The following is a 21,068-nucleotide window of genomic DNA, read 5'->3' as shown; positions in this document are numbered from 1 at the left end:
CCGCCGTGGGCACGTCCTAGGATTCTCCGGTGGACTTCGGAGCGTATGCGCGGCTGCTGCAGGACAAGAGGATCCGCCACCTGTTGGCGGTGGGCTTCATCGCACGGTTCCCCCACACAGCCGCCGGGGTGATCCTGACCCTGCATGTGGCCCTGACGCTGGAGCTGGGGTACGGCCAGGCCGGTCTCGCGGCCGCGGCCATGACCCTCGGCATCGCGGTGGGGTCGCCGTGGCGCGGGCGCACCATCGACCGCCGCGGCCTGCGCCGAGCCTTGCTGCCCTCGGTGGTGGCCGAGTCCCTGCTGTGGCCGGTGGTGCCGTGGCTGCCGTTCCCGTGGATGCTGGCGGCGGTGTTCGTGGCGGGTGTGTTCGCGGTGCCGATCTTCTCCGTGGTCCGTCAGGGCCTGGGCGTGCTCACGCGCGGCCCGGAGCGGCAGACGGCGTTCGCGCTGGACTCGATCATCACCGAGCTGATCTTCATGGTGGGTCCGGCGTCGGGTGCTGTGGTGGCGGCCACCTGGTCCACGGCGCTGGGCCTGACCATCGTGGGCCTCTCCGGGGGGCTGGGCGGGGCGCTGCTGATGTGGTTCAACCCGCCCACGCGCTCGTCCCAGCTGGCCTCGGACCCGGATCCGTACACGGAGGCCGAGGACCGGGACCAGGCTCTTGCGCAGGCTGTGCACGCCGCTCCCATGCATGTGGAGCGCACCGCCCCGGAGTTGGCCACCGGCGCGCTGCCGGTGGTCACGGAGGCGTTGCCGCTGGTCACCGGGGCACTGCCGGTGGTGTCCCTGGACGACTCGGGCCGGGCTGTCGCCCCGGGGCGGGAGTCCGACCGCCCGGAGGCGAGCGCCGGAGGTGCCGGGGGTGCCGGTGCTGGGAGCGCCGGCGACGGGGGCGCCGGGGCTGCTGCCTCGGGTGGGCCGGTGGGTGCCGTCCCGTCGGAGCTGACGCGTGCGGAGCGGTGGGCGCTGTGGCGTGAACGGCACTTCGGGTGGGTGGGCCCGGAGGTGCTCGGCGTGTTCGTGGTCTCGCTCGCGGCCGGTCTGACGCTCGTGGGCACGGAGGTGACGATCGTCGCACAGCTCGAGCGTGCGGACCAGGCGGCCTCGGTGGGGGTGGTCTACGCCCTGTGGTGCGGGGCCTCGGCCGTCGGCGGCCTGTTCTACGGGGCGTGGGGGCGGCAGGTGCACCCCTACCTGCTCATGTCGCTGTTCGCGCTGGCCACGCTGCCCATGGCGTTCGTGGGCGACGGTGTGTGGGCTCTCGCGGTGGCATCGATCCCTGCGGGCCTGCTCACGGCGCCCACCCTGGCCGCGACGTCGGCGCGCATCTCGGTGCTGGTGGTGGAAGAGCGTCGCGGGGAGGCGATGGGGTACTACGGGTCGGCGATGACGGCCGGCTCGGCCCTGGGCGCGCCCTCGGTGGGCATTGTGATCGACGCGGTGGCCCCGGCAGCCGGGTATGTGTTCGCGGTGGCGGCGGGGCTGGCCCTGGTGGCTCTGGCCGCCGCGGTGACGTTCCTGCGCCGCCGGCGCGCCGCACGCTGAAGGCCTCACGGTTCAGCTGCTCCGGGCGCCGCGGCGGGCACCGCGAGCTGGGCGGGCAGACCCGGCTCGGGGTGGGCGGGGCACACGTGCACGGCGCGGGCGGGGAGGGGTTCGACGGCGGCCAGCCGGGGCCACACGAGCCGGTGTTCGGTGCTCGTGCCGGCGGGCACGTAGAAGCGGTGCGGCAGGTGCAGCATGAGGCGGGAGGAGGCCAGATCCCGGCCGCCCACGGCGCCCACGCGCAGCCGGCGCCCGGCCCCGGTGGTGAGGATGCGTTGCAGCTCTTCGTCGAAGGAGCGGTAGCTCTCGCCCACTCGCAGCCCGCTCCAGGCCGACCATCCGGTGAGCAGCACCGTCCCGCCCGTCTCGGCCAGGGCCGTGAGCGCCTCCACGGCCTGGTCTCCGGCCTCGCCGGGGTTCGTGGTCGGGCAGATCACGGGGGCGCGTCCGTCCAGGCCCGCGGCGGTCAGCTCTCCGGTGCCGTCGAGGCCCAGCACGGGGTTGGGCCCGGCGAGTGCGGCGGCCACGACGGCGGCCAGCACCTGCGCCCGACCGCCTCCGGGTTCGACCACCCAGGCCGTCCCGCCGTCCGCGCCGGCCGGCCACCGCCAGTGCACGTGCCGGGCTCGGGCGGTGTCGTCGAGTAGGGCCAGTGTGGGGCCGTCCGGCTCCGGTGCGCCCCCGTCTGCGTCGGCCTGTGCGGAACGAGCGCCGGTCTGTTCGGCGAGAGTCAGGGGCAGGTGGTCCGGCAGTCCGGGGGAGACCACCGGTGCCGGGCGGGGCCAGTGGCCGGCGTCGTAGGCGGCGCGCAGCTCCTGCACCACGGCGCTCCACGGGCTGCCGCCGACCTCCTCGGGCGGCTGAGCGCCGGCGGGCCACCACACGGGGCTCTGGTGCCCGGCGGCCCAGACGGAGGCCCGGAACGGGACGGGGGCGCCGCCGCCGAGGGCGAGGAGCCCGGACCCGGGGGCGGCCGGGTCCAGCAGGGCGGCCTCGCGTGAGCCGACGAGGTCCCAGGACTCCTGCTCCGTGGCGGTGCGCAGCGCGATGGTCGCGCCGATGTTTGACCGGACGTCCGCGCCCACCGCGCCGGCGGCCCGCTGGGTGGCCAGAACGAGGTGGAACCCGAGGGACCGCCCCGTGGCGGCCAGACGCTGCAGCACCCCGCCGGCCTCCTCCTGCTCGTCCATGAGTACACGCAGCTCGTCCACCGCCACCACGAGTCGGGGCAGCCGGCGGTCCGGGTGGAGGCGGCGGTACGCCGGGTAGTCGGGCACGCCGGCCTGCGCGAACAGGGCCTCCCGGCGGTGCAGCTCGCTGCGGATCGCCGCGAGCGCCCGCAGGGACGCGGCCCCCACATGGTTGGTCTCCAGACTCATCACGTGGGGCAGCCCGGCGAGGGGACCGAAGGAGGCCCCGCCCTTGAAGTCCAGGAGGATCAGGGCGAGCTCCGCCGGCGGATGATGGGCGGTGAGGCCCACCAGCACCGAGAGCAGAAGGTCCGACTTCCCGGAGCCGGTGGTGCCGGCGATCAGCACATGGGGGCCGTCGGCGGCGAGGTCCAGGCACAGGGGCGTCTCGGCCCCTGTGGCAGCCACCAGCTCCACGACGGCGGCCCGTTCGGCACTGCGGGTGCCGACCCTCGGCGGTACGCGCAGCGGTGGCGCGGCACGGGCCGGGCCCGTCGGGGAGAGGGCGAGCACGTCCTCGGCCAGCTCGTCGAGCCACCACAGCAGGGTCGTCTCGCTGATGCCCAGGGGTGCCAGGTCCTCGACCGGCACGGCGATCCGCTGGTCGGCGCCGTCCTCGGCGCGGAGGGTGCCGGCGTCGAGGTCCACCACGACGTCGGCGGATGGACCTCCCGGGGCCGGCGCACCGAACCGGACGGTCGCGGCCGCCTGACCCGGAGGGGATGCGGCGGCCGCCTCAGGGACGGACTGGGACCAGGCGGTCCAGGCGGCGGCCGCCCAGGGGGTCGGGGGGAGCTGCAGGTGCAGTGGGTGGGTCCCGTCGCCGGCCCACCAGCGGTGGGTGTGCTCTCCTGCGGTGACCAGCAGGGCCCGGTGGGTGGCCACGGCGTGGCGCAGCATCTGGACGAGGGCCCACCGGGCGGCGGCTTCCCTTTCGCGGCCTGCGCCGAGGGCGTAGACGGTCACTGCCTCGTGCAGGGCGGTCACGGCCGGCTGGGCGACGTCGGTGGCGGCCTGCCAGTGGTCGTCGGCGTCCGGTCTGGACAGGGGCAGTCGTCCGTGGCCGTGGCCCCAGAGCAGCAGCGGCGGGGTCTGCGTGGGGGCCCCGGCGAGGCCGAGGCGGTCGGCGGTGCGGCTGCGCAGGGCGCGGGTCACCTGCTCCGGGGAAGAGACGGCCCGGGCCCGGCGTCGAGCGGTGTCGACAGCTCGGCCGTGGAGCAGGAGGATGTGGCGGCGGCGGGCCCGACGGTGCAGGGTGGTCATGATCCCGGCCCCGAGGAGGGAGACCATCCCGAAGAGCAGGAACAGCGGGTTGCCGGTGGCGCTCAGCAGCACCAGGCCCACCAGCAGCGGCGCCACGGCCATGGTGAGCGGCAGCAGGACCCCGACCTGACCGGGGGCGGATCCCAGATCGATCTCGGCGGAGGGGAGGTCGGACGGGGTCGGCAGGGGTTGCTGGGGGCCGCGGACGGTGGTCAGGCGCCCGCGGCCGACCGGCAGGTCCTGGCGGCCGTCCCACCAGTGCTCACCCTCGGCGCGGCTCACTCGGAGCCCGGAGGCGTGCAGGTGCAGGTCGAGGCCGGCGGAGGGGGCGGCGCCGTCGTCGAGCAGGAGACGGCTCGAGCCACGCCCCACGCTCAGCCCGCCGCGGGGCAGGGGAGCGAGACGGCCGGCGTCGGGCCCTCCCGCCACGGCCACGGAGAGCTCGGCTACTGGACTACGGGTGGGGCGGCCGGCGCCCGCCGGGCGGGCCCGGTAGAGCAGCCGGGTCCCGCGGGTGACGATCCGCTCCACCTGCCAGCCGGGATGGCGGGCGGCGACCGCTGCGTCCTGCCCGGCAGCGTCCTCCGGCAGACCGGTGACGTTCCACTCCGTGCGTCCGGGCAGGCCGAGGACCCTCACCTGCCATGCCATGGGTCCCTCCTCCACGTTCGACGCTCGACGACGGCGTCGCCGTCCTCGCCTGCCACCGTGCCATGCCGCGCGGGCGAGGAGAGTGGCCGAGGCGGAACTGTGGAGGAGTGGCGAACGCGACGTCAGTTGTCCACAGGGGTTGGTCAGGCCCTGTGCGGAGGACGTGCGGGAGGGTATCTTCACAGTCGATGCCTGAAGGGCGCAGTCGGCACCCGAGGGCACGGGGGAACGTGCCGGATCGGACACAGGAGGTCAGATGGATGCCGTTCGCATCCTGGAGGAGGAGCTGCGGGAGCTCATCCGGCGGCGTGGGGTGGACCCCCAACGGGAGAAGGAGCGCGTCCGGGCGCTGATCGAGGACGCCGCCTCCGACTATGAGGCTCGGGCACTCGTGAGCTCCCTGCCCGCTCTGCCGGACCCGGAGGCCGCCCGCCAGGAGCTGTTCGACCGGGTGGCCGGGCTCGGACCCCTGCAGCGCCTCATGGACGACACCTCCGTCGAGGAGGTCTGGTGGAACGCCCCGGACCAGGTCTACTGCGCCCGGTCGGGGCGCTCGGAGCTCACCGGGATCGTCCTCACCGAGGAACAGGTCAGGGACCTGGTCGAGCTCATGCTGAAGTCCTCGGGCCGCCGCCTGGACCTGTCCATGCCCTTCGTGGACGCCGCCCTCCCGGACGGCTCCCGGCTCCACGTGGCCATCCCGGACATCACCCGCCGCCACTGGGCCGTGAACATCCGCAAGTTCATCGCCCGGGCCACACGCCTGGAGGACCTCGTCCGCGGCGGATCGCTCACCGCCCCGGCTGCCCGGTTCCTCGACGCCGCCGTCGACGCCGGCATGAACATCCTGGTCTCCGGAGCCACCCAGGCGGGCAAGACCACCATGCTCAACTGCCTGGCCGCCTCGATCGGCGCGCGGGAGCGGGTGATCACCGTGGAGGAGATCTTCGAGCTGCAGATCCCCGTCCGGGACGTCGTCGGGCTCCAGTGCCGCCAGCCGAACCTCGAGGGCCATGGCGAGATCCCTCTGCGGCGCCTGGTCAAGGAGGCCCTGCGCATGCGGCCCGACCGGCTGATCGTGGGGGAGGTCCGCGAAGCCGAGGCCCTGGACATGCTCGTCGCCCTGAACTCGGGGCTGGCGGGGATGTGCACCATCCACGCCAACTCCGCCGCCGACGCCCTCACCAAGCTCTGCACCCTGCCGCTGCTGGCCGGAGAGAACATCAGCCGGGACTTCGTGGTGCCCACCGTGGCCACCTGCATCGATGCGGTGGTCCACTGCGAACGCGACCGTGAAGGACGGCGCCGGGTGCGGGAGATCCTGACCGTGGGTGCGAGGGTGGAGGACGGGGTCATCGAAACCTCCACCCTGTTCCGCCGCACCCCGGACGGCGACCTCACGGTCAACCCGGCGGCAGACCTCGAGTTCGAGGCGCTGACCCGCCGGGGAGTGGACGTCCGTGAACTGCTGGAGGCGGCCTGATGCCCGTGCTCCTCGGCCTCACCCTCGGCGCCGGCCTGCTGCTGATCTGGTGGTCGGCCTGGGCCGAGCCCGCCGCTGCGGGCCGCACACCCGTCCATGAGTCCCGCCTGCGCGCTCTGATCGCACGGGCCGGGATCTCCCGCCTGACACCGGCCGGAGTGCTCTCGGCCATGGCCGTCGGCGCCCTGGTGACCGGGGTGCTCGTCCTCGCGGTGACACGCACCTGGGCCATCGCCGGATGCTTCGCCCTCTTCGGGGCAGCCGTGCCGATCCTGCTCCTGAACTGGCAGGCGAACCGGCGCAGCGTGGCGTTGCGGGAGCTGTGGCCGGACGCGATCGACCATGTCCGCTCCGCCGTCCGTGCCGGTCTGACCCTGCCCGAGGCCCTCATCCAGCTGGGGGAGAGTGGCCCGGAGGGGTTGCGCGAGCCGTTCCGTGAGTTCGCCCGTGACTACCGCAGCGGTGCCAGCCTCGGAACCGCCCTGGACCGCTTGAAGGTCCGCATGGCCGACCCCGTCGCCGACCGGCTCGTCGTCTCCCTGCGCCTGACCCGCGAGGTCGGCGGCGCCGACATCGGCGTGCTCCTGCAGACCCTCGCCGAGTTCCTGCGCCAGGACGCCCGGATCCGCTCCGAACTCGAGGCCCGGCAGTCCTGGACGGTGAACGCCGCACGCCTGGCCGTGTGCGCGCCCTGGATCGTGCTCCTGCTGCTCGGCACCCAGCCCTCGGCGGTGGCCGCCTACCAGAGCCCCGCCGGAGTCGCGGTGCTGGCCGGCGGGCTGGCGGTCTCCGTGCTCTGCTACCGGGTGATGCTGCGGATCGGTGCCCTCCCCCGGGAGAAGAGGGTGTTCGCATGAGCCCGGTGATCGCATGGGGCCTCGTCCTCGGGCTGACGCTCGGCCTCGGCCTGCTGTTGATCGTCTCCGTGCAGCCCCTGGGATGGAGGCCCACCCTCGAGCAGCGGGTCGAGCCCCAGCTGCGCCACCACGTCCCGGCCTCCCGCCTGCTGGACGAGGAGGCCGCCTCCGCCTCCCCCTGGGGGGCCTGGGGCCGTCTGCTCGAGGGTCCGCTGGCCGCCGTCGCCGGGTGGCTGCAGCGCTTCAGCCCCGCCGGGGACGCCCTCGTCGCGAAGCTGGACGCCGCGGGGTCGGACCTGTCTCCGGCGGACTACCGGGCCCAGCAGACGCTGCTCACCTGCGGGGGCGCCGCCGTCGGCATGGGGCTGGCCGTCCTCCTCCTGGCCACCGGCAGTGCACCGGTGATCACCGGGCTCGCGCTCGTCCTCGCCCTCGCCATGGCAGGGTTCATCCTCCGGGATCAGCTGCTGGCCCTGAGGATCACCCGCCGACGCGCGGCGATCCTCACCGAGTTCCCCTCCGTCGCCGAGCTGTTCGCGCTCGCGGTCGGTGCCGGGGAGAGCGCCTCCGCGGCCCTGGAGCGCATCGCGACGACGGCGCGCGGGGAGCTGGCCGGAGAGTTCGGCCGGGCGCTGGCGGACATGCGTGCGGGCACGTCCCTGGCCGGTGCGCTCAAGGTGATGTCCCGTCGGCTCGAGCTGCCGCCCGTCGAACGGTTCGTCGCCGGTGTCCTGATCGCCATCGACCGGGGCACCCCGCTGGCGGACGTGCTCCGCGCCCAGGCCCAGGACGTCCGGGAGATGGGCCGGCGCGAACTCATGGAGGCCGCCGGGCGCAAGGAGATCCAGATGATGGTCCCGCTCGTCTTCGGCATTCTCCCGCTCACCGTCGTCTTCGCAGTCTTCCCCGGCATCTCACTGCTGAAGCTGGGGTTCTGACCCGTGTCCCACGGGTCGCCTCGTCCCCGTCCCTACAACGTCCCCCGTCCCTACGACCCGGCCCCGACGGCCGGCCCACCCGCACCACCTGTCACACGATCGGACGCGCTCCGGTGCGTCCGCCGCCACCGCCCCGTCCGGGGCACCGACCCGAGAAGGGGTACTCCGATGCAGTCCATCACCACCGCCATGTCCGCCCTGTTCGCCGCCCTGAGCCACCTGAACGCCGACGACCCCCGGGATGAGCGCGGCGACGTACCCGGCTGGGTGATGATCACCCTGATGTCCGCCGTCCTCGTGGCCGGGCTGCTCGCCCTCGCCGCGCCCGCCCTGCGGGACCTGTTCAACCAGGCCATCTCGCAGGTCTCCCAGGGGTCCTGAGTGGGAGCCCGCACCAGGGCCCCACGCAGGAGGCCGTCGCACCGCCCGCGGTCGTCCTGGACGGACGACCGCGGTGCGGCGGTCGCCGAGTCGACCATGGTCACCGCCCTCGTGGTGATGCTCTTCGCCGCCCTCCTGCAGGCCGGGATCGTCATCCACACCCGCAACGTGATGATCGATGCCGCCTCCGCCGGCGCCCGCTACGGAGCCCTGGCGGACCGCACCCCCGAGCAGGGGGCCCAGAGGGCGCAGGAGGTGTTGGACTCCTCCCTGCCGGGGTCCCCGTCCGTGACCATCACGGCCGGAGCCGTCGAACGGGACGGCGTCCCGCTCGTGCAGGTCACCGTCTCTGGCTCACTGCCCGCCGCCGGCTTCCTTCCCGGCCCCGTGCCCCTGACTGTGAGCGGCCATGCCTATCGCCAGTGACCCTATCCCGTTCCCACCCCCGGCCTGCTCCCGCAGCGGCGGGGAGGAAGGCTCAGCGACCGTGGAGTTCCTCGGCCTCGCTCTCGTCCTGCTCATCCCCTTGATCTACCTGATGGTGTTCGCCTCCCAGGTGCAGGCTGCGGCCTTCGCCGCCGTCGCCGCCGCGGACCAGGCAGCCAAGGTGGTGGTGGGCGGCACGGACGGCAGCGCCGGCGCCCAGGCTCACAACACGGTGCGCCTGACTCTGGAGGACTACGGCATCACGGCGGACCGCTATGAGGTGTCCCTCGTGTGCTCCGCCCAGGACTGCACGCAGATGCAGCCCGGCGAAGTGGTCGAGGCCCGCGTGGACGTCCGGGTGCCGCTGCCGCTCACCCCGCACGCCTGGGCGGACTCCGCACCGGTGACGGTCGGGTCCGAGGCCCGTGCACGGGTGCCGAGGTTCTGATGACCCGCCAGCGCAGACCCGCCGCCGAGGAGGGGCAGACCACCGTGCTCACCGTGGGGCTCAGCGCCGTGCTGATCGCCCTGGTGCTCGTCCTGTTCGCCGTCACCACCGTCCAGATCCAGGCCCGCAAGGTGCAGTCCCTCGCCGACGGCGCGGCCCTGGCCGGTGCGGAGGAGCTCGGCTTCCAGCTCGACGCCGGCCCCGGCGTGGTGCTCGACCCGCACGCCGTGCAGGACTCCGTCACCGAGCACCTGGCCGCCGTCGGCGCCCGGTCCGCCGTCCCCGGCCTGGGGGACGTGCGCACCGCCGTGGCCGCCGACGGCACCACCGTGGACGTCCGCATCGAGGCGCGCGTCCCCCTGGTGCCCACCGGCGGCTGGCTCGCCGGAGTCATCCCCGTCTCCGTGCCCGTCAGCGCTGAGGGCAGCTCCCGCACCGCCCTCACCCGCTGACACCGGTCGCCCGCCGGGGTGTCTCCTCACCTGAATTCACTGGATCGATTCTTCCCATGCAGAGGGGCCCTCCAGTGGGGCCCGGGGGAAACCCGCCCCCTGCCGAACAGCGCACGGCACGCGGTGCACACGGAAGGTGCACACGGAAAAAGCCCCCGCCGTCACAGCGGGGGCCTTTTGCGTTCCCGGTGGTCAGAAGCCGGGTCAGAGATGGTGGGGGTCTCCCCGGACCCACCTCTGAAAGAGGAAGGATCAACCCTTCCGGGAGCGGTTCCGGTAGGCCTCCATGATCTCGGCGGAGATGCGGCCCCGATCCTTCACCTCATAGCCGTTCTCCTGGGCCCAGGCGCGGACCTTCGCGGTCTCGCCCGAGGCGTTCGAGGACGAGGCGGTGCGGGTCTTGCGGGTGGCGCGGCCCAGCGGGCGGGCCGCGGCGGTGAAGCGGCGGAGCTTCTCCTCCATCTCGGCCAGAACGTCCTCCAGCTCCTTGCGGTGCTCCTCGTTGAGATCGATGGCGTACTCCTTGCCGGCCACCGAGAACGTCATGGTCTCTGCGGGGGTGGAGCCGTCGAAGTCGTCAGCGCGGGTCTCGATGATTGCCATGGTTTTTCCTCACGTCCGTGGATGTTCTCTGGAAAAGATAGTTTTCCAGAACAATCACGTCAAGTCGAGAACACGCCAATCCCTGGGAATCGCCTGCGAAATCCTGCGCCTGCATTCTCCGGCCCCGCCTTCCCCGGCCGCCAGCAGGGCATCGCCCAGCACGCCCGCCCAGCACGCCCTCGCTCAGCGCCCGCGCGCCGCGTCCTGCGCCCAGTTCTGCACCATCCCCCGGACGGCGCCCTCCTGGTCCAGGTGCACGTTGTGACCGGCGCGGTCCAGCATCGCCAGGGTCAGGCGGGGGAAGTGCTCGGCCAGGGCCAGCTGGTCCCGATACCCCACCTTGTTGTCCTGGCGGCCGGTGACGATCAGCGTGGGCCCCTCATAGGTTCCGGACCGCTCCTCGGGCAGGGGCCCCGGCAGGGCGTAGTCGTCCTGCAGGCGGCGCAGCGCGTCCGGGTCCACCACGGGGGCCAGCAGCGCCAGCCCGGACACCTGGTCCGGCCGGCGCACCACCAGCTCGCGCACCAGCACCCCGGCGATCGAGTTGCCGAGCACCGCGAAGGGCTCCTCGCCCACCACCTCGCCGACGACGTCGTCCAGCCAGTCCGCGAAGGCGCCCAGGCCGCCGTCGCCCTCCAGGACGGGGGTCTGCCCGAAACCGGGCAGGTCCGGGGCCCGGTGCCGGCCGCCACCCTGCGCGGTAGGCTGGGCGCACCATGGCTGACACTGACTTCTCCGCAGAGATCGGCGCTCTGCGCCACACCCTCGCCTCCATCGAGCAGGTCTCCGACGTCGAGCGCATCCGCACCGAGATCGCCGAGCTCGAGCAGCAGGCCTCCGCCCCGGACCTCTGGGACGACCCGGAGGAGGCCCAGAAGGTCACCTCCAAGCTCTCCCACCGCCAGTCCGACCTCAAGCGCCTCATCGCGCTCTCGGACCGGATCGACGACCTGGAGACCATGGTCGAGCTCGCCGCTGAGGAGGATGAGCCCTCCCTGCTGGAGGACGCGGACGAGGAGCTGACCTCCATCCGCAAGGCCCTCGAGGAGCTCGAGGTCGTCACCCTCCTGAACGGGGAGTACGACCAGCGCGACGCCGTCATCACCATCCGCGCCGGCGCCGGCGGTGTGGACGCGGCCGACTTCGCCGAGACCCTCATGCGCAGGTACCTGCGCTGGGCCGAGCAGAAGGGCTGGTCCACGAAGGTCATGGACACCTCCTACGCGGAGGAGGCCGGCCTGAAGTCCGTGACATTCGAGGTCAACGCGCCCTTCGCCTACGGCACCCTCTCCGTGGAGGCCGGCACCCACCGCCTGGTGCGCATCAGCCCGTTCGACAACCAGGGCCGACGTCAGACCTCCTTCGCTGCGGTGGAGGTGGTCCCGCTCATCGAGTCGGACGACTCCATCGAGATCCCCGAGTCCGAGATCAAGGTGGACGTGTTCCGCTCCTCGGGCCCCGGCGGCCAGTCCGTGAACACCACAGACTCCGCCGTGCGCATGACGCACATCCCCACGGGCATCGTGGTGTCCATGCAGAACGAGAAGTCCCAGATCCAGAACCGCGCCGCCGCGCTGCGCGTGCTGCAGTCCCGCCTCCTCCTGGTCCGCAAGGCCGAGGAGGACGCGAAGAAGAAGGAGATGGCCGGGGACATCAAGGCTTCGTGGGGCGACCAGATGCGTTCCTACGTGCTGAACCCGTACCAGATGGTCAAGGACCTGCGCACGGGCCACGAAGAGGGCAATCCTGCCTCCGTGTTCGACGGGCACATCGATGCCTTCGTGGACGCTGGCATCCGCTGGCGCGCCGAGCAGGCCCAGGCCGCGCGGGACGAGGCCGAGCAGCAGGGCTGAGTTCGGGCCCGCGCGGCAGGCACTCTGGTGAGGATGTGACGCAGGTCATAGACTGCGGGGTGGTGGACCCTCGGTGGACCGCAGGCGCCGGCCCAGCGCGCCCCACCGGGGTCGCCATCAGGAGGCCCCGATGCATCCCACCCCCGCGCCCTCGCCCCGCGACGCCGTGATCGTCGGCGGCGCCCGCACTCCCTTCACGCGCCTGCTCTCCACGCAGGCCGGGCTCAGCGCCGCCCAGCTCGGCACCCATGCGATCCGCCACGCCCTCGACTGCGCCGGGGTGCCGGCCGAGGATGTCGACATGGTGGTGATGGGCCAGGTGGTCCAGGCCGGCGCCGGGCAGAACCCGGCCCGCCAGGCCGCCCTCGCCGCCGGGGTGCCGTGGTCCGTGCCGGCCGTGACCGTCAACAAGGTCTGCCTGTCCGGGCTCACCGCCGTGATCGACGCCGGGCGGATGATCCGACTGGGGGAGGCGGAGGTGGTGGTCGCCGGCGGCCAGGAATCCATGACCGGCGCCCCTCACCTGCTGCCCGGCGCCCGCCGCGGCTTCACCTACGGGCCGGCCGCTCTGCAGGACGCCCTCGCCCGGGACGGGCTCACCGACGCTCTGAGCCACGAGAGCATGGGGGAGCTCACCGAGTCCGGCAACGCGGAGCGGGGCATCACCCGCCGGGACCAGGACGAGGTGGCCGCCGCCTCGCACCAGCGTGCCGCCCGCGCCCGTGCCGAGGGGATCTTCGACGCCGAGATCGTCCCCGTGGAGGTTCCGCAGCGCCGGGGGGAACCGCTCACGGTCGACGAGGACGAGGGCGTCCGCCCGGAGGCCACCGTGCAGACCCTCGCCGGGCTGCGCCCCGCATTCGTCGACGGCGGCACCATCACCGCGGGCAACGCCTCCCCGCTCTCCGACGGCGCCGCCGCCCTCGTGGTGGCCTCCCGCGCCTACGCCGACGAGCGCGGCCTGGAGATCCTCGCGGTGCTCGGTGCCCCCGGGCAGACCGCCGGGCCCACCAGCACGCAGCTGCACTCCCAGCCCTCCGACGCGGTGCGCGCCGCCCTGGACCGGCAGGGGTGGGCACCCGAGGACCTGGACCTGGTGGAGATCAACGAGGCCTTCGGGGCGGTGGTGGTGCAGTCCCTGCGAGACCTCGGCCTGCCCCTGCAGATGTGCAACGTGCACGGCGGGGCCATCGCCCTGGGCCACCCCATCGGCGCCTCGGGCGCCCGGCTCGCCCTGCACGCCGCCCTCGAGCTGCAGCGGCGAGGCAGCGGGCGGGCGGCCGTGGCCCTGTGCGGCGGCGGCGGCCAAGGGGAGGCCCTGCTGCTGTTCCGGTGAGCCGGGTCCCGGCCCTGCCCGGGTTGTGCACCGGCGGGATACACTGGGCGGCCGCACCCTGAAAGCGGGTGCGGCCGTCGTCGTGCACGCTGGAAGGAAGTGATGGCCGTGGGCAAGAACGGCAAGGGCAAGGCCGCGAAGCAGCCGGCCCCCGGCGAGCGCCAGGTGATCGCCAACAACAAGAAGGCCCGGCACGACTACACCATCCTCGACACCTACGAGGCGGGCATGGTGCTGACCGGCACCGAGGTGAAGTCCCTGCGTGAGGGCAAGGCGTCCCTCGTGGACGGGTTCGCCGTGTTCTACCGGGACGAGCTGTGGCTCGAGCAGGTCTACATCCCGGAGTACCTCAACGGCTCCTGGACCAACCACGCCGCGCGCCGGCGCCGCAAGCTGCTGCTGCACCGGGCGGAGCTGACGAAGATCTCCCGGCAGATCCAGGATCCCGGCCTGACCATCGTGCCGCTGTCCCTGTACTTCAAGGATGGCCGCGTGAAGGTGGAGATCGGGGTAGCCCGAGGCAACCGGGAGTACGACAAGCGCCACAAGCTGCGGGAGAAGCAGGACAACCGCGAGGCCCAGCGGGCCATGCGCATCCGCAATCGCCGCGCCGGCGTCGCCTGAGCCGGGGCCTGCGCGGCTGGGGAATGGCTGCGGCCCGTGATACGTTGTCCATCTCGCGAGGCCCGGTCAGGCCGGTGTCCTCCGCAGCGGTGATTGACAACCTCATAGAGGAGTCGCCCTTCATGGGGCCGATCGGTTTCGACGGTGTGCGTCGCGCCAGGGGAAGCGGGCCGAGGATGCAGAGTCATCTCGTCAAACGCTCTCTGCACACCAATAAGTGCCGAATCCAAGCGCACTGACTTCGCTCTCGCTGCCTGATCAGTGATCGAGTCCGTCAGCCCGGGGTCGCTGTCGCCCCGGATCCTGGCGTCAGCTAGATAGCCACTGGGCATCACCCTCGCCGGGGGTCGTGATGCCGACATCAATCCGGCTGGGTCCGGGTTGGCCGCCCGTCTGCGGGACGGCCAGGACCGAGTAACACCCACAGCAGACTGCGCCCGGAGAAGACCTGGCAACACCACATCGGACGCGGGTTCAATTCCCGCCGGCTCCACTCATCGCCGCGAAGGCCCCGGGACCGCTGGTCCCGGGGCCTTCGTCGTCTCCGGCCTTCGTCGTCTCCGGCCTTCGTCGGTCTCAGCCGTGCAGCAGCAGACGGACGGCCAGCAGGCCCGCTCCGGCCGCGAGCGCGCCCCAGCTCAGGTGCCGCAGCCACATCCGCAGGGCCGGGCCGGGTCCGCCGTGCTCGGCGGCCTGCAGGGACTCGACCGCGAGGGTGGAGAACGTGCCGAGCCCGAGGGGGAACGCGACCAGCGCCGCCAGCGGCACCCGGGGTGCGTGCATGGAGTGGATGTCCCACAGCGGCTGCGGCGGGGTCACGGCGGCCATGGCCGCCCCCGCCACCAGGCAGGCGAGGACGTTCGCGGCGAGCAGCCCGTGTGGCCCCCACCATCGGGTCAGCGCCCAGCGCAGGCTCGCCCCGGCGGCCCCGCACACCAACACCACGACGACGACGAGCACCGGCTCCTCGCTCATGCCTCGCCCTCCGGCGGGGTGGCCGGGCGGCCCTGCCCCACCTGGAGGCCGGCAGCGGCGGCCGCGACACCGAGGAGCAGCAGGACCGCCCAGAGGGACAGCGGCCCGATCGCGGAGAGCAGGGTCAGGATCCACACGCCGCTCGGCTGCGCGCCCATCTCTGCCAGGACCTCGGCGGCCGCCGCCATCGGCAGGGCCGCGATGGCCGTGAACGAGGTGAACGCCCCCAGGAACCCGGCCCCCAGGGCCGCGTCCAGGCGTGGGTCGAGCCCGGCATCGGGCCGTGAGGCCCGGCCCTTCAGGAGCCCGAGGAGGAATGCGCCGACGGCGTTGATCGCCCCGAGAGGCAGGAGCATGCCGGCCAGGCCGGCCATGTCCGCCGGGCCCGGGCCGAGGTGGCCGGCCAGCAGCCACAGCAGCAGCGTGCTGGCCCCGGCCCCGGCGGCACCGCCGAGGGCGACCCCGGGCAGCACGGCGAGGGCCGGCGTCGTCCGTGGCGGCGTGCTCGGGGCCGAGTGCTCCGGCTCGGGCAGGGGCCGGACCGTTGCCGGCGATCCGGGCATGCTCAGTGCCCGTCGGTGCGCAGCCGCTCCAGGACCGTCTCGTGCAGCAGCCCGTTGGTGGCCAGGGCGTGCCCGCCGAAGGGGCCGTCCTCGCCGTCCAGGGAGGTGAAGCGGCCTCCGGCCTCGGTGACGATCGGCACGAGGGCGGCCATGTCGTGCAGGGCCAGCTCGGGTTCGGCGGCGATGTCCACGGCGCCCTCGGCCAGGAGCATGTAGGACCAGAAGTCCCCGAAGGCCCGCACCCGCCACACGTCCGAGGTCAGCTGCAGGAAGGGGGCGGCCCGGTCGATCTGCCGCCAGCCCTCGAGCGAGGAGAAGGAGAGCGAGGCGTCCTCCAGGCGGTCCACCTCGGAGACGTGGATGCGCTGGGCGCGGCTCAGGGAGGTGCCGGCGTAGGCGCCCTGGCCTCGGGCGGCCCACCAGCGCCGGTGCAGCGCCGGGGCGGAGACCACACCCACCACGGGCTCGCCGTCCACGAGCAGCGCCACCAGGGTGGCCCACACAGGCACACCGCGCACGAAGTTCTTGGTGCCGTCGATCGGGTCCACCACCCACTGGCGCCCGCTCAGGCTGAGCTCGCCGCCGAACTCCTCGCCGAGGATCGCGTCCCGGGCCCGTGCCCGCGAGAGCGTCTGACGGATGGACTCCTCCGCGGCCCGGTCGGCGTCCGTCACAGGAGTGAGGTCGGGTTTGGTGCTGACCTGCAGGTCCTGGGCCTTGAAACGGGCCAGGGTCAGCGCATCCACGTTGTCGGCGAGCATGTGGGCCAGCCGGAGGTCCTCGGTGAGGTCCCGGGCGGCGGTCGAGGAGTGGTCCATGGGGTTCACGCTATACCTCCGCTCAGTCCTCGGACGAAGCCGAGTCATAGGCCTCCACGCTCACCCGGTTCGCCAGCAGGCGCCGCAGGGAGGCCAGCCGCGCCGCCCCGGCCGGGCCCGCACGGCCCTGCGCGACCCACGCATCCAGCCCGCAGCCCGGGGCGTCGGCCAGGTGCGTGCACCCGCGGGGGCAGTCGGCCAGGCCCCCGGCGAGATCCCCGAAGGCCTCCACCACACGGTCCGGGTCCACCCAGCCCAACCCGAAGGAGCGGATCCCGGGGGTGTCCACCACCCACGTGTCCGTGCGGGGGGAGCCATCCGGGCCGGGCAGGGGCATTGCGAGCGCGGAGGAGGAGGTGTGCCGGCCGCGGCCGGTCACGGCGTTCACGTGCCCGGTGGCCCGCTCCGCACCCGTGAGTGCGTTCAACAGGGTGGACTTGCCGACGCCGGAGGGCCCCACGAACGCGGCCGTATGCCCGGCGAGGCGCTCGGCGACACGCTCGACCAGGCCGCCGTCGAGGTCCGTGTCCCCGGAGGCCTCCTCGAAGCGGGCGGCCCCGGAGGTCATCACCTCCAGGTCCAGGGCCTCGTAGTGGGCCACCAGGTCCGCAGGGTCGCGCAGGTCGGTCTTGGTGATCAGCAGCACCGGGTGGATGCCGGCGTCGTAGCAGGCCACGAGGGCGCGGTCGATGAACCCGGTGCGGGGCTCCGGGTTGGCCGCGGCCACCATCACCATGAGCGTGTCCGCGTTGGCCACCACCACGCGCTCCACCTCGTCCGAGTCGTCCGCGGAGCGGCGCAGCACCGTGTCCCGCTCGGCCACGCGCACGATCCGGGCCAGCGTGCCCTCGTCCCCGCTGAGGTCGCCCACCACCGCCACCCGGTCGCCCGTGGCGATGGGGGTGCGCCGCAGCTCGCGGGCGCGCATGGCCGTCACAGGTGTGTCGATCCGCCCGGGCAGCACCACGGTGTAGCGGCCGCGGTCCACCGTGGTGACCATGCCGGTCTCGGCGTCCTCGTGCTTGGGCCGCTCCTTGGTGCGTGGGCGGGTGCCCCGCTTGGACGGGCGCACCCGCACATCCGACTCGTCCCATGCATGCGGGTCCACACGCGATGCCATCACGCCGCTCCGTCCGTGCCGTCGGCCGTCAGGGCCGTCCACATGCCCGGGAAGTCCGGGATGGTCTTTCCGGTGGTCGCCACGTCCTCCACCGCCGTGCCGGGCACACGCAGGCCCACCACCGCCGCGAACGTGGCCATCCGGTGGTCGTGGTAGGTGCGGGCCGTGGCCGCCCGCAGAGGGCCCGAACCGTCCGTGCCGGGGAAGGCCAGGGCGTCCTCGGTCTGCTCCACTGCCACCCCGAACCGGGCCGCCTCCGCGGTCAGGGCGGCCAGTCGGTCCGTCTCATGCCCGCGCAGGTGGCCGATGCCCGTCAGCTCGGTGGGCCCTTCGGCCAGCATCGCCAGGGCCGCCACGGTGGGGGCCAGCTCGGCGGTGTCCGCGAGCACACCGGCCCCGAGCACCCGGGGCCGGCCCGCCGTATCCGTGCCGCCTCGGACGGTCAGCACACCGCAGGCAGGGTCGGCCGGGTCCGGGCGCAGCTCCACCTCGGCACCGAACCGGGGGAGGATCTGGCGCCAGCGGTCGCCGATCTGGGTGGTCTCCAGCGGCCAGCCGGGCACCTGCACCGTCCCGCCGGTCACTGCGGCTGCGGCCAGGAACGGGCCCGCGTTGGACAGGTCCGGCTCCACCCGGCATTCCAGGGCCGCCGGCCCGCCCGGGGCCACCTGCCACACGCCCTCCTGCGGCACCTGCACCTGCACCCCGTGCTTGCGCAGGGTCTGGACGGTCATCGCCACATGCTCCGGGCTGGGCACCCGGGCGCCGGTGTGGTGCACGGTCAGCCCGCCCGGGCGGCGCGCGGCGGACAGCAGCAGCCCCGAGAGGAACTGGGAGGAGGCCCCCGCATCCACCGCGACCTCCGCCGGCCCGGTCCCGGCGCCGCTCTCAGGTCTGGGAGTGGGTGTGTGCAGGCGCAGGGGCAGACGGCCGGGCTCGCCCTGCTCCTGCACCTCCACCCCCAGCTGGCGCAGTGCCGAGACCAGCGGGCCCATCGGGCGCAGACGGGCGCCGGCGTCGCCGTCGATCACCACCGTCCCCGGCCGCAGCGCGGCCACCGCCGGCAGAAAGCGCATCACCGTGCCGGCCAGGCCGCAGTCCACGTGCACGAGCTCGGGCAGGGGTTCGCCCACTGGCAGGGGGGTCACGACGACGGCCCCGTCCGGGCGGTCCTCGAAGCCCGCCCCGAGCGCCGCCAGCCCCGCACGCATCAGCCGTGCATCCCGGGAGTCGAGCACCCCGTGCAGCGTGGAGGGCCCCTCAGCGATCGCGGCCAGCACCAGCAGACGGTTCGTCAGGGACTTCGACCCCGGAAGGGACACCGTGCCCGTCACAGGCCCGGAGGCCGCGGGGGCCGGCCAAGGGTCCGGCCACGGGAAGCGGGCGGCGGGGGAGGCGGAGCTCGTCTGGGTCACCCCGCCAGCCTACCGAGCGGGCCCGGCCGCACACCGCCGAACGGGGGAATACCGCCGCCGCGGGCGGCGCTGTACCCGAGTGCAGGCCCCGGGCCTGCCGGAGCGCCGCAGACGCCGCGCACCGCATCTGGAGACCACACCGGGAGACCGCACCTGGAGGACGGAGGCAGCCCATGCCGGGAACCCTGATGCTGGAGCGCCCCGCCGCCGTACACTGGCCGACGATGAGCACTCAGCAGACCCCGGAGATCGCCCGGCCCGCCGACGCCCCCGAGCACGACCTCGCGAGCATCGACGTCGCCGCGGAGACCGAGACGGAGCGCCGCGCCCGATTCGAGCGTGACGCGATGGAGTTCGTGGACCAGCTCTACTCGGCCGCGATGCGCATGACTCGTAACCCGCAGGACGCGGAGGACCTCGTGCAGGAGGCCTACACCAAGGCGTACTCCTCCTTCCACCAGTACCGCCCAGGCACCAACCTCAAGGCCTGGCTCTACCGCATCCTGACAAACACCTACATCAACCTGTACCGCAAGCGTCAGCGTCAGCCCCTCGAAGCGGACACGGACACGGTGGAGGACTGGCAGATGGCCCGCGCCGCCGAGCACACCTCCACCGGGCTGCGCTCGGCCGAGACGGAGGCGCTCGACCACCTCCCGGACTCCGAGGTCAAGGCCGCCCTGCAGGCCATCCCGGAGGAGTTCCGGCTGGCCGTGTACTTCGCGGACGTCGAGGGCTTCGCCTACAAGGAGATCGCTGAGATCCTCGACATCCCGATCGGCACCGTGATGTCCCGGCTCCACCGCGGGCGCAAGCAGCTCAGGGAGCGGCTGACCGACTACGCCGCCGAGCGCGGCATGGGCCCCAAGGGCCGCACGGCACAGGCTGCGAGCGCGAAGGAGGCCGGGCGATGAGCGCCGGACGAGACCAGAACGAGTGCTGCCGGGCCGCCGAGGTGCGCCTGGAGGAGATCTGCCGCTACCTGGACGGAGCCCTCGATCCCGAGGACGTGGAGAAGGTTCGCCAGCACCTGGCCGACTGCCCCGACTGCATCCACGAGCGGGAGATCGAGCTGTTCATCCGCTCGGCGGTGCGCCGCTGCTGCCAGGAGAAGGCTCCCGCCCAGCTGCGCGCCGCGATCCTCACCCGCCTGACGCAGGTCACCGTCACCACCACCCCCCGCTGACCTCGACGGCGGCACCCCGGCGTCGCCGCAGCGTCCACGGACACGACGAGGGCCGATCCCCGTGGGGATCGGCCCTCGTGCTGCGCCTGCCCGGCGGCGGTGCCGCGGGGTGGGCCCGTCCGGAGATGGACTCAGGCGTTGGGGCGCTTGCCGTGGTTCGCGGCCTTCTTCTTGCGGTCGCGGCGCTTGCGTGCACGCTTGCTCATGGCTTCTCCCTTCGACGAGACAGCGGTCGGCGGTCAGTCCGTCATTCTGTCACACCCGGGGCCGGGCGGCGTCATCACGCCGTGGGCTCGGGAAGCCCCAGCCACTGGTACCAGCCGCGGTGCAGCACCAGCCAGGCGATCAGCCCATGCCCGGCCTGCCCGGGCAGGCCGTCGCCGGCGGCGAGGTCCGTGCGCCACTGCTCATGGCCCACCAGCGGGGTGAAGGCGTCCACGTACACCTGCTGACGGCGGTCGGCCACGTCCAGGAACGCGGCGTTCAGCTCAGCCAGGCGCTCGTTGCGCGCCTCGTCCAGCGTGGGGGTCGGCCCGACGACGAGCACCGGGATGCCCCTCTGCGCGGCGGTGTCCAGGATGTTGGCGAGGTTCAGCCGCGACCGGGCTGACGACGTCGCCTCCAGGTCCAGGTCCGCGTCGGAGAGGGCCACCACCAGCCGGTTCTCGGTGTCCTCGGAGAACCGGCGCGAGGCCTCACCCCACCAGCGCTCGTTGAGCTGTTCGGTGGTCTCGTGCGGCACCGCCAGCACATAGTTCTCCAGCATGGCGTCCGGGGCCGAGGTGCGGGCCAGGACACGGCCCCACCAGCCGATCGCCCGTGCGTCGCCCGCGCCGGCGAGCATGTGGTCGCCGACGGCGGCGATCCGGATCCGGCGAGTGGTCATGTCGAGTCCTTTCATGGAACCTCCCCGGGGGGGGGGGGGGGGGGGGGGGG

Annotated in this window: 23 protein-coding genes and 1 other RNA gene; 14 read left to right on the top strand and 10 right to left on the bottom strand. The window is 73.4% G+C overall.

Features of this window, described 5'->3' with window-relative positions; genetic code table 11:
* Window positions 1–29 precede the first annotated feature (29 nt).
* Window positions 30–1,550, top strand: coding sequence for an MFS transporter (locus SPI96_RS04285; protein ID WP_321081131.1), 1,521 nt, complete (start codon window positions 30–32; stop codon window positions 1,548–1,550).
* Window positions 1,551–1,555: 5 nt separating this feature from the next.
* On the opposite strand, the gene SPI96_RS04280 is transcribed toward SPI96_RS04285, so the two are convergent.
* Window positions 1,556–4,654: an FtsK/SpoIIIE domain-containing protein gene (locus SPI96_RS04280; protein ID WP_321081130.1), complete on the bottom strand. Its 3,099-nt coding sequence runs from the start codon at window positions 4,652–4,654 to the stop codon at window positions 1,556–1,558.
* 256 nt (window positions 4,655–4,910) lie between these two features.
* Here SPI96_RS04280 and SPI96_RS04275 point away from each other — a divergent pair, with 256 nt between their 5' ends.
* The 7 genes from SPI96_RS04275 (at window position 4,911) to SPI96_RS04245 (ending at window position 9,639) form a co-directional block, all read left to right on the top strand.
* Window positions 4,911–6,137, top strand: coding sequence for a CpaF family protein (locus tag SPI96_RS04275; RefSeq protein WP_321081129.1), 1,227 nt, complete (start codon window positions 4,911–4,913; stop codon window positions 6,135–6,137).
* Entirely contained in the window at window positions 6,137–6,994 is an 858-nt protein-coding gene (locus SPI96_RS04270; protein WP_321081128.1) for a type II secretion system F family protein, read from the top strand. Before SPI96_RS04275 ends, SPI96_RS04270 begins: the two co-directional genes overlap by 1 nt.
* Window positions 6,991–7,932, top strand: coding sequence for a type II secretion system F family protein (locus tag SPI96_RS04265; protein WP_321081127.1), 942 nt, complete (start codon window positions 6,991–6,993; stop codon window positions 7,930–7,932). The genes SPI96_RS04270 and SPI96_RS04265 overlap by 4 nt, the downstream gene beginning before the upstream one ends.
* A 189-nt stretch (window positions 7,933–8,121) precedes the next feature.
* Complete coding sequence (locus tag SPI96_RS04260) at window positions 8,122–8,313, top strand: hypothetical protein (protein WP_321081167.1); 192 nt, start codon at window positions 8,122–8,124, stop codon at window positions 8,311–8,313.
* A complete protein-coding gene (locus SPI96_RS04255) occupies window positions 8,314–8,739 on the top strand; it encodes a TadE family protein (protein ID WP_321081126.1) in 426 nt (141 codons plus the stop codon).
* Window positions 8,740–8,800: 61 nt separating this feature from the next.
* Window positions 8,801–9,187: a hypothetical protein gene (locus SPI96_RS04250; RefSeq protein ID WP_321081125.1), complete on the top strand. Its 387-nt coding sequence runs from the start codon at window positions 8,801–8,803 to the stop codon at window positions 9,185–9,187.
* The gene (locus SPI96_RS04245; protein WP_321081124.1) at window positions 9,187–9,639 is read left to right on the top strand and encodes a pilus assembly protein TadG-related protein; all 453 of its coding nucleotides are present in this window, start codon (window positions 9,187–9,189) and stop codon (window positions 9,637–9,639) included. The genes SPI96_RS04250 and SPI96_RS04245 overlap by 1 nt, the downstream gene beginning before the upstream one ends.
* Before the next feature lie 252 nt (window positions 9,640–9,891).
* Here SPI96_RS04245 and SPI96_RS04240 read toward each other — a convergent pair whose 3' ends face one another.
* Together SPI96_RS04240 and SPI96_RS04235 are read right to left on the bottom strand one after the other, a co-directional pair.
* Entirely contained in the window at window positions 9,892–10,242 is a 351-nt protein-coding gene (locus SPI96_RS04240; protein WP_321081123.1) for an Lsr2 family protein, read from the bottom strand.
* Window positions 10,243–10,425: 183 nt separating this feature from the next.
* Window positions 10,426–10,983, bottom strand: a complete 558-nt coding sequence (locus SPI96_RS04235) for an alpha/beta fold hydrolase (protein ID WP_321081166.1) — start codon at window positions 10,981–10,983, stop codon at window positions 10,426–10,428.
* Between SPI96_RS04235 and prfB the strand changes: the two genes are divergently transcribed.
* The 4 genes from prfB to ssrA all read left to right on the top strand — a co-directional run bounded on the left by prfB (window position 10,959) and on the right by ssrA (window position 14,551).
* Complete coding sequence (gene prfB, locus SPI96_RS04230; RefSeq protein WP_321081122.1) at window positions 10,959–12,095, top strand: peptide chain release factor 2; 1,137 nt, start codon at window positions 10,959–10,961, stop codon at window positions 12,093–12,095. The two genes, SPI96_RS04235 and prfB, sit on opposite strands and share 25 nt — an antisense overlap.
* Before the next feature lie 130 nt (window positions 12,096–12,225).
* Complete coding sequence (locus tag SPI96_RS04225) at window positions 12,226–13,431, top strand: acetyl-CoA C-acetyltransferase (RefSeq protein ID WP_321081121.1); 1,206 nt, start codon at window positions 12,226–12,228, stop codon at window positions 13,429–13,431.
* 108 nt (window positions 13,432–13,539) lie between these two features.
* The gene (gene smpB / locus SPI96_RS04220; RefSeq protein ID WP_321081165.1) at window positions 13,540–14,055 is read left to right on the top strand and encodes an SsrA-binding protein SmpB; all 516 of its coding nucleotides are present in this window, start codon (window positions 13,540–13,542) and stop codon (window positions 14,053–14,055) included.
* Window positions 14,056–14,179: 124 nt separating this feature from the next.
* Window positions 14,180–14,551: a transfer-messenger RNA gene (gene ssrA / locus SPI96_RS04215) on the top strand.
* Between the two features lie 80 nt (window positions 14,552–14,631).
* On the opposite strand, the gene SPI96_RS04210 is transcribed toward ssrA, so the two are convergent.
* The 5 genes from SPI96_RS04210 to aroA are packed head-to-tail and all read right to left on the bottom strand — an operon-like array spanning window position 14,632 to window position 18,946.
* Window positions 14,632–15,030 (bottom strand): CrcB family protein, encoded by a 399-nt coding sequence (locus tag SPI96_RS04210; RefSeq protein ID WP_321081120.1) that lies wholly within the window; start codon window positions 15,028–15,030, stop codon window positions 14,632–14,634.
* On the bottom strand, window positions 15,027–15,593 hold the full coding sequence (locus tag SPI96_RS04205; protein WP_321081119.1) for a CrcB family protein: 567 nt from the start codon (window positions 15,591–15,593) through the stop codon (window positions 15,027–15,029). The genes SPI96_RS04210 and SPI96_RS04205 overlap by 4 nt, the downstream gene beginning before the upstream one ends.
* Window positions 15,594–15,595: 2 nt before the next feature.
* Complete coding sequence (gene hisN / locus SPI96_RS04200; RefSeq protein WP_321081118.1) at window positions 15,596–16,411, bottom strand: histidinol-phosphatase; 816 nt, start codon at window positions 16,409–16,411, stop codon at window positions 15,596–15,598.
* Window positions 16,412–16,433: 22 nt separating this feature from the next.
* A complete protein-coding gene (gene rsgA, locus SPI96_RS04195; RefSeq protein ID WP_321081117.1) occupies window positions 16,434–17,531 on the bottom strand; it encodes a ribosome small subunit-dependent GTPase A in 1,098 nt (365 codons plus the stop codon).
* Window positions 17,531–18,946, bottom strand: coding sequence for a 3-phosphoshikimate 1-carboxyvinyltransferase (aroA, locus tag SPI96_RS04190; RefSeq protein WP_321081116.1), 1,416 nt, complete (start codon window positions 18,944–18,946; stop codon window positions 17,531–17,533). The genes rsgA and aroA overlap by 1 nt, the downstream gene beginning before the upstream one ends.
* 224 nt (window positions 18,947–19,170) lie before the next feature.
* Between aroA and SPI96_RS04185 the strand changes: the two genes are divergently transcribed.
* Window positions 19,171–19,860 (top strand): sigma-70 family RNA polymerase sigma factor, encoded by a 690-nt coding sequence (locus SPI96_RS04185; protein WP_321081115.1) that lies wholly within the window; start codon window positions 19,171–19,173, stop codon window positions 19,858–19,860.
* The gene (rsrA, locus tag SPI96_RS04180; protein ID WP_321081114.1) at window positions 19,857–20,132 is read left to right on the top strand and encodes a mycothiol system anti-sigma-R factor; all 276 of its coding nucleotides are present in this window, start codon (window positions 19,857–19,859) and stop codon (window positions 20,130–20,132) included. The genes SPI96_RS04185 and rsrA overlap by 4 nt, the downstream gene beginning before the upstream one ends.
* Before the next feature lie 131 nt (window positions 20,133–20,263).
* Here rsrA and SPI96_RS09945 read toward each other — a convergent pair whose 3' ends face one another.
* Together SPI96_RS09945 and SPI96_RS04175 are read right to left on the bottom strand one after the other, a co-directional pair.
* Complete coding sequence (locus SPI96_RS09945; protein WP_414601904.1) at window positions 20,264–20,338, bottom strand: 50S ribosomal protein bL37; 75 nt, start codon at window positions 20,336–20,338, stop codon at window positions 20,264–20,266.
* Window positions 20,339–20,412: 74 nt separating this feature from the next.
* Complete coding sequence (locus tag SPI96_RS04175) at window positions 20,413–21,018, bottom strand: GDSL-type esterase/lipase family protein (RefSeq protein WP_321081113.1); 606 nt, start codon at window positions 21,016–21,018, stop codon at window positions 20,413–20,415.
* Between the last annotated feature and the right edge of the window lie 50 nt (window positions 21,019–21,068).

Source organism: Micrococcus sp., assembly GCF_034179925.1.
GTDB lineage: Bacteria > Actinomycetota > Actinomycetes > Actinomycetales > Micrococcaceae > Micrococcus.
Note: the sequence above shows the minus strand (reverse complement) of the source record. Positions and strands in the feature narration are given on the sequence as shown.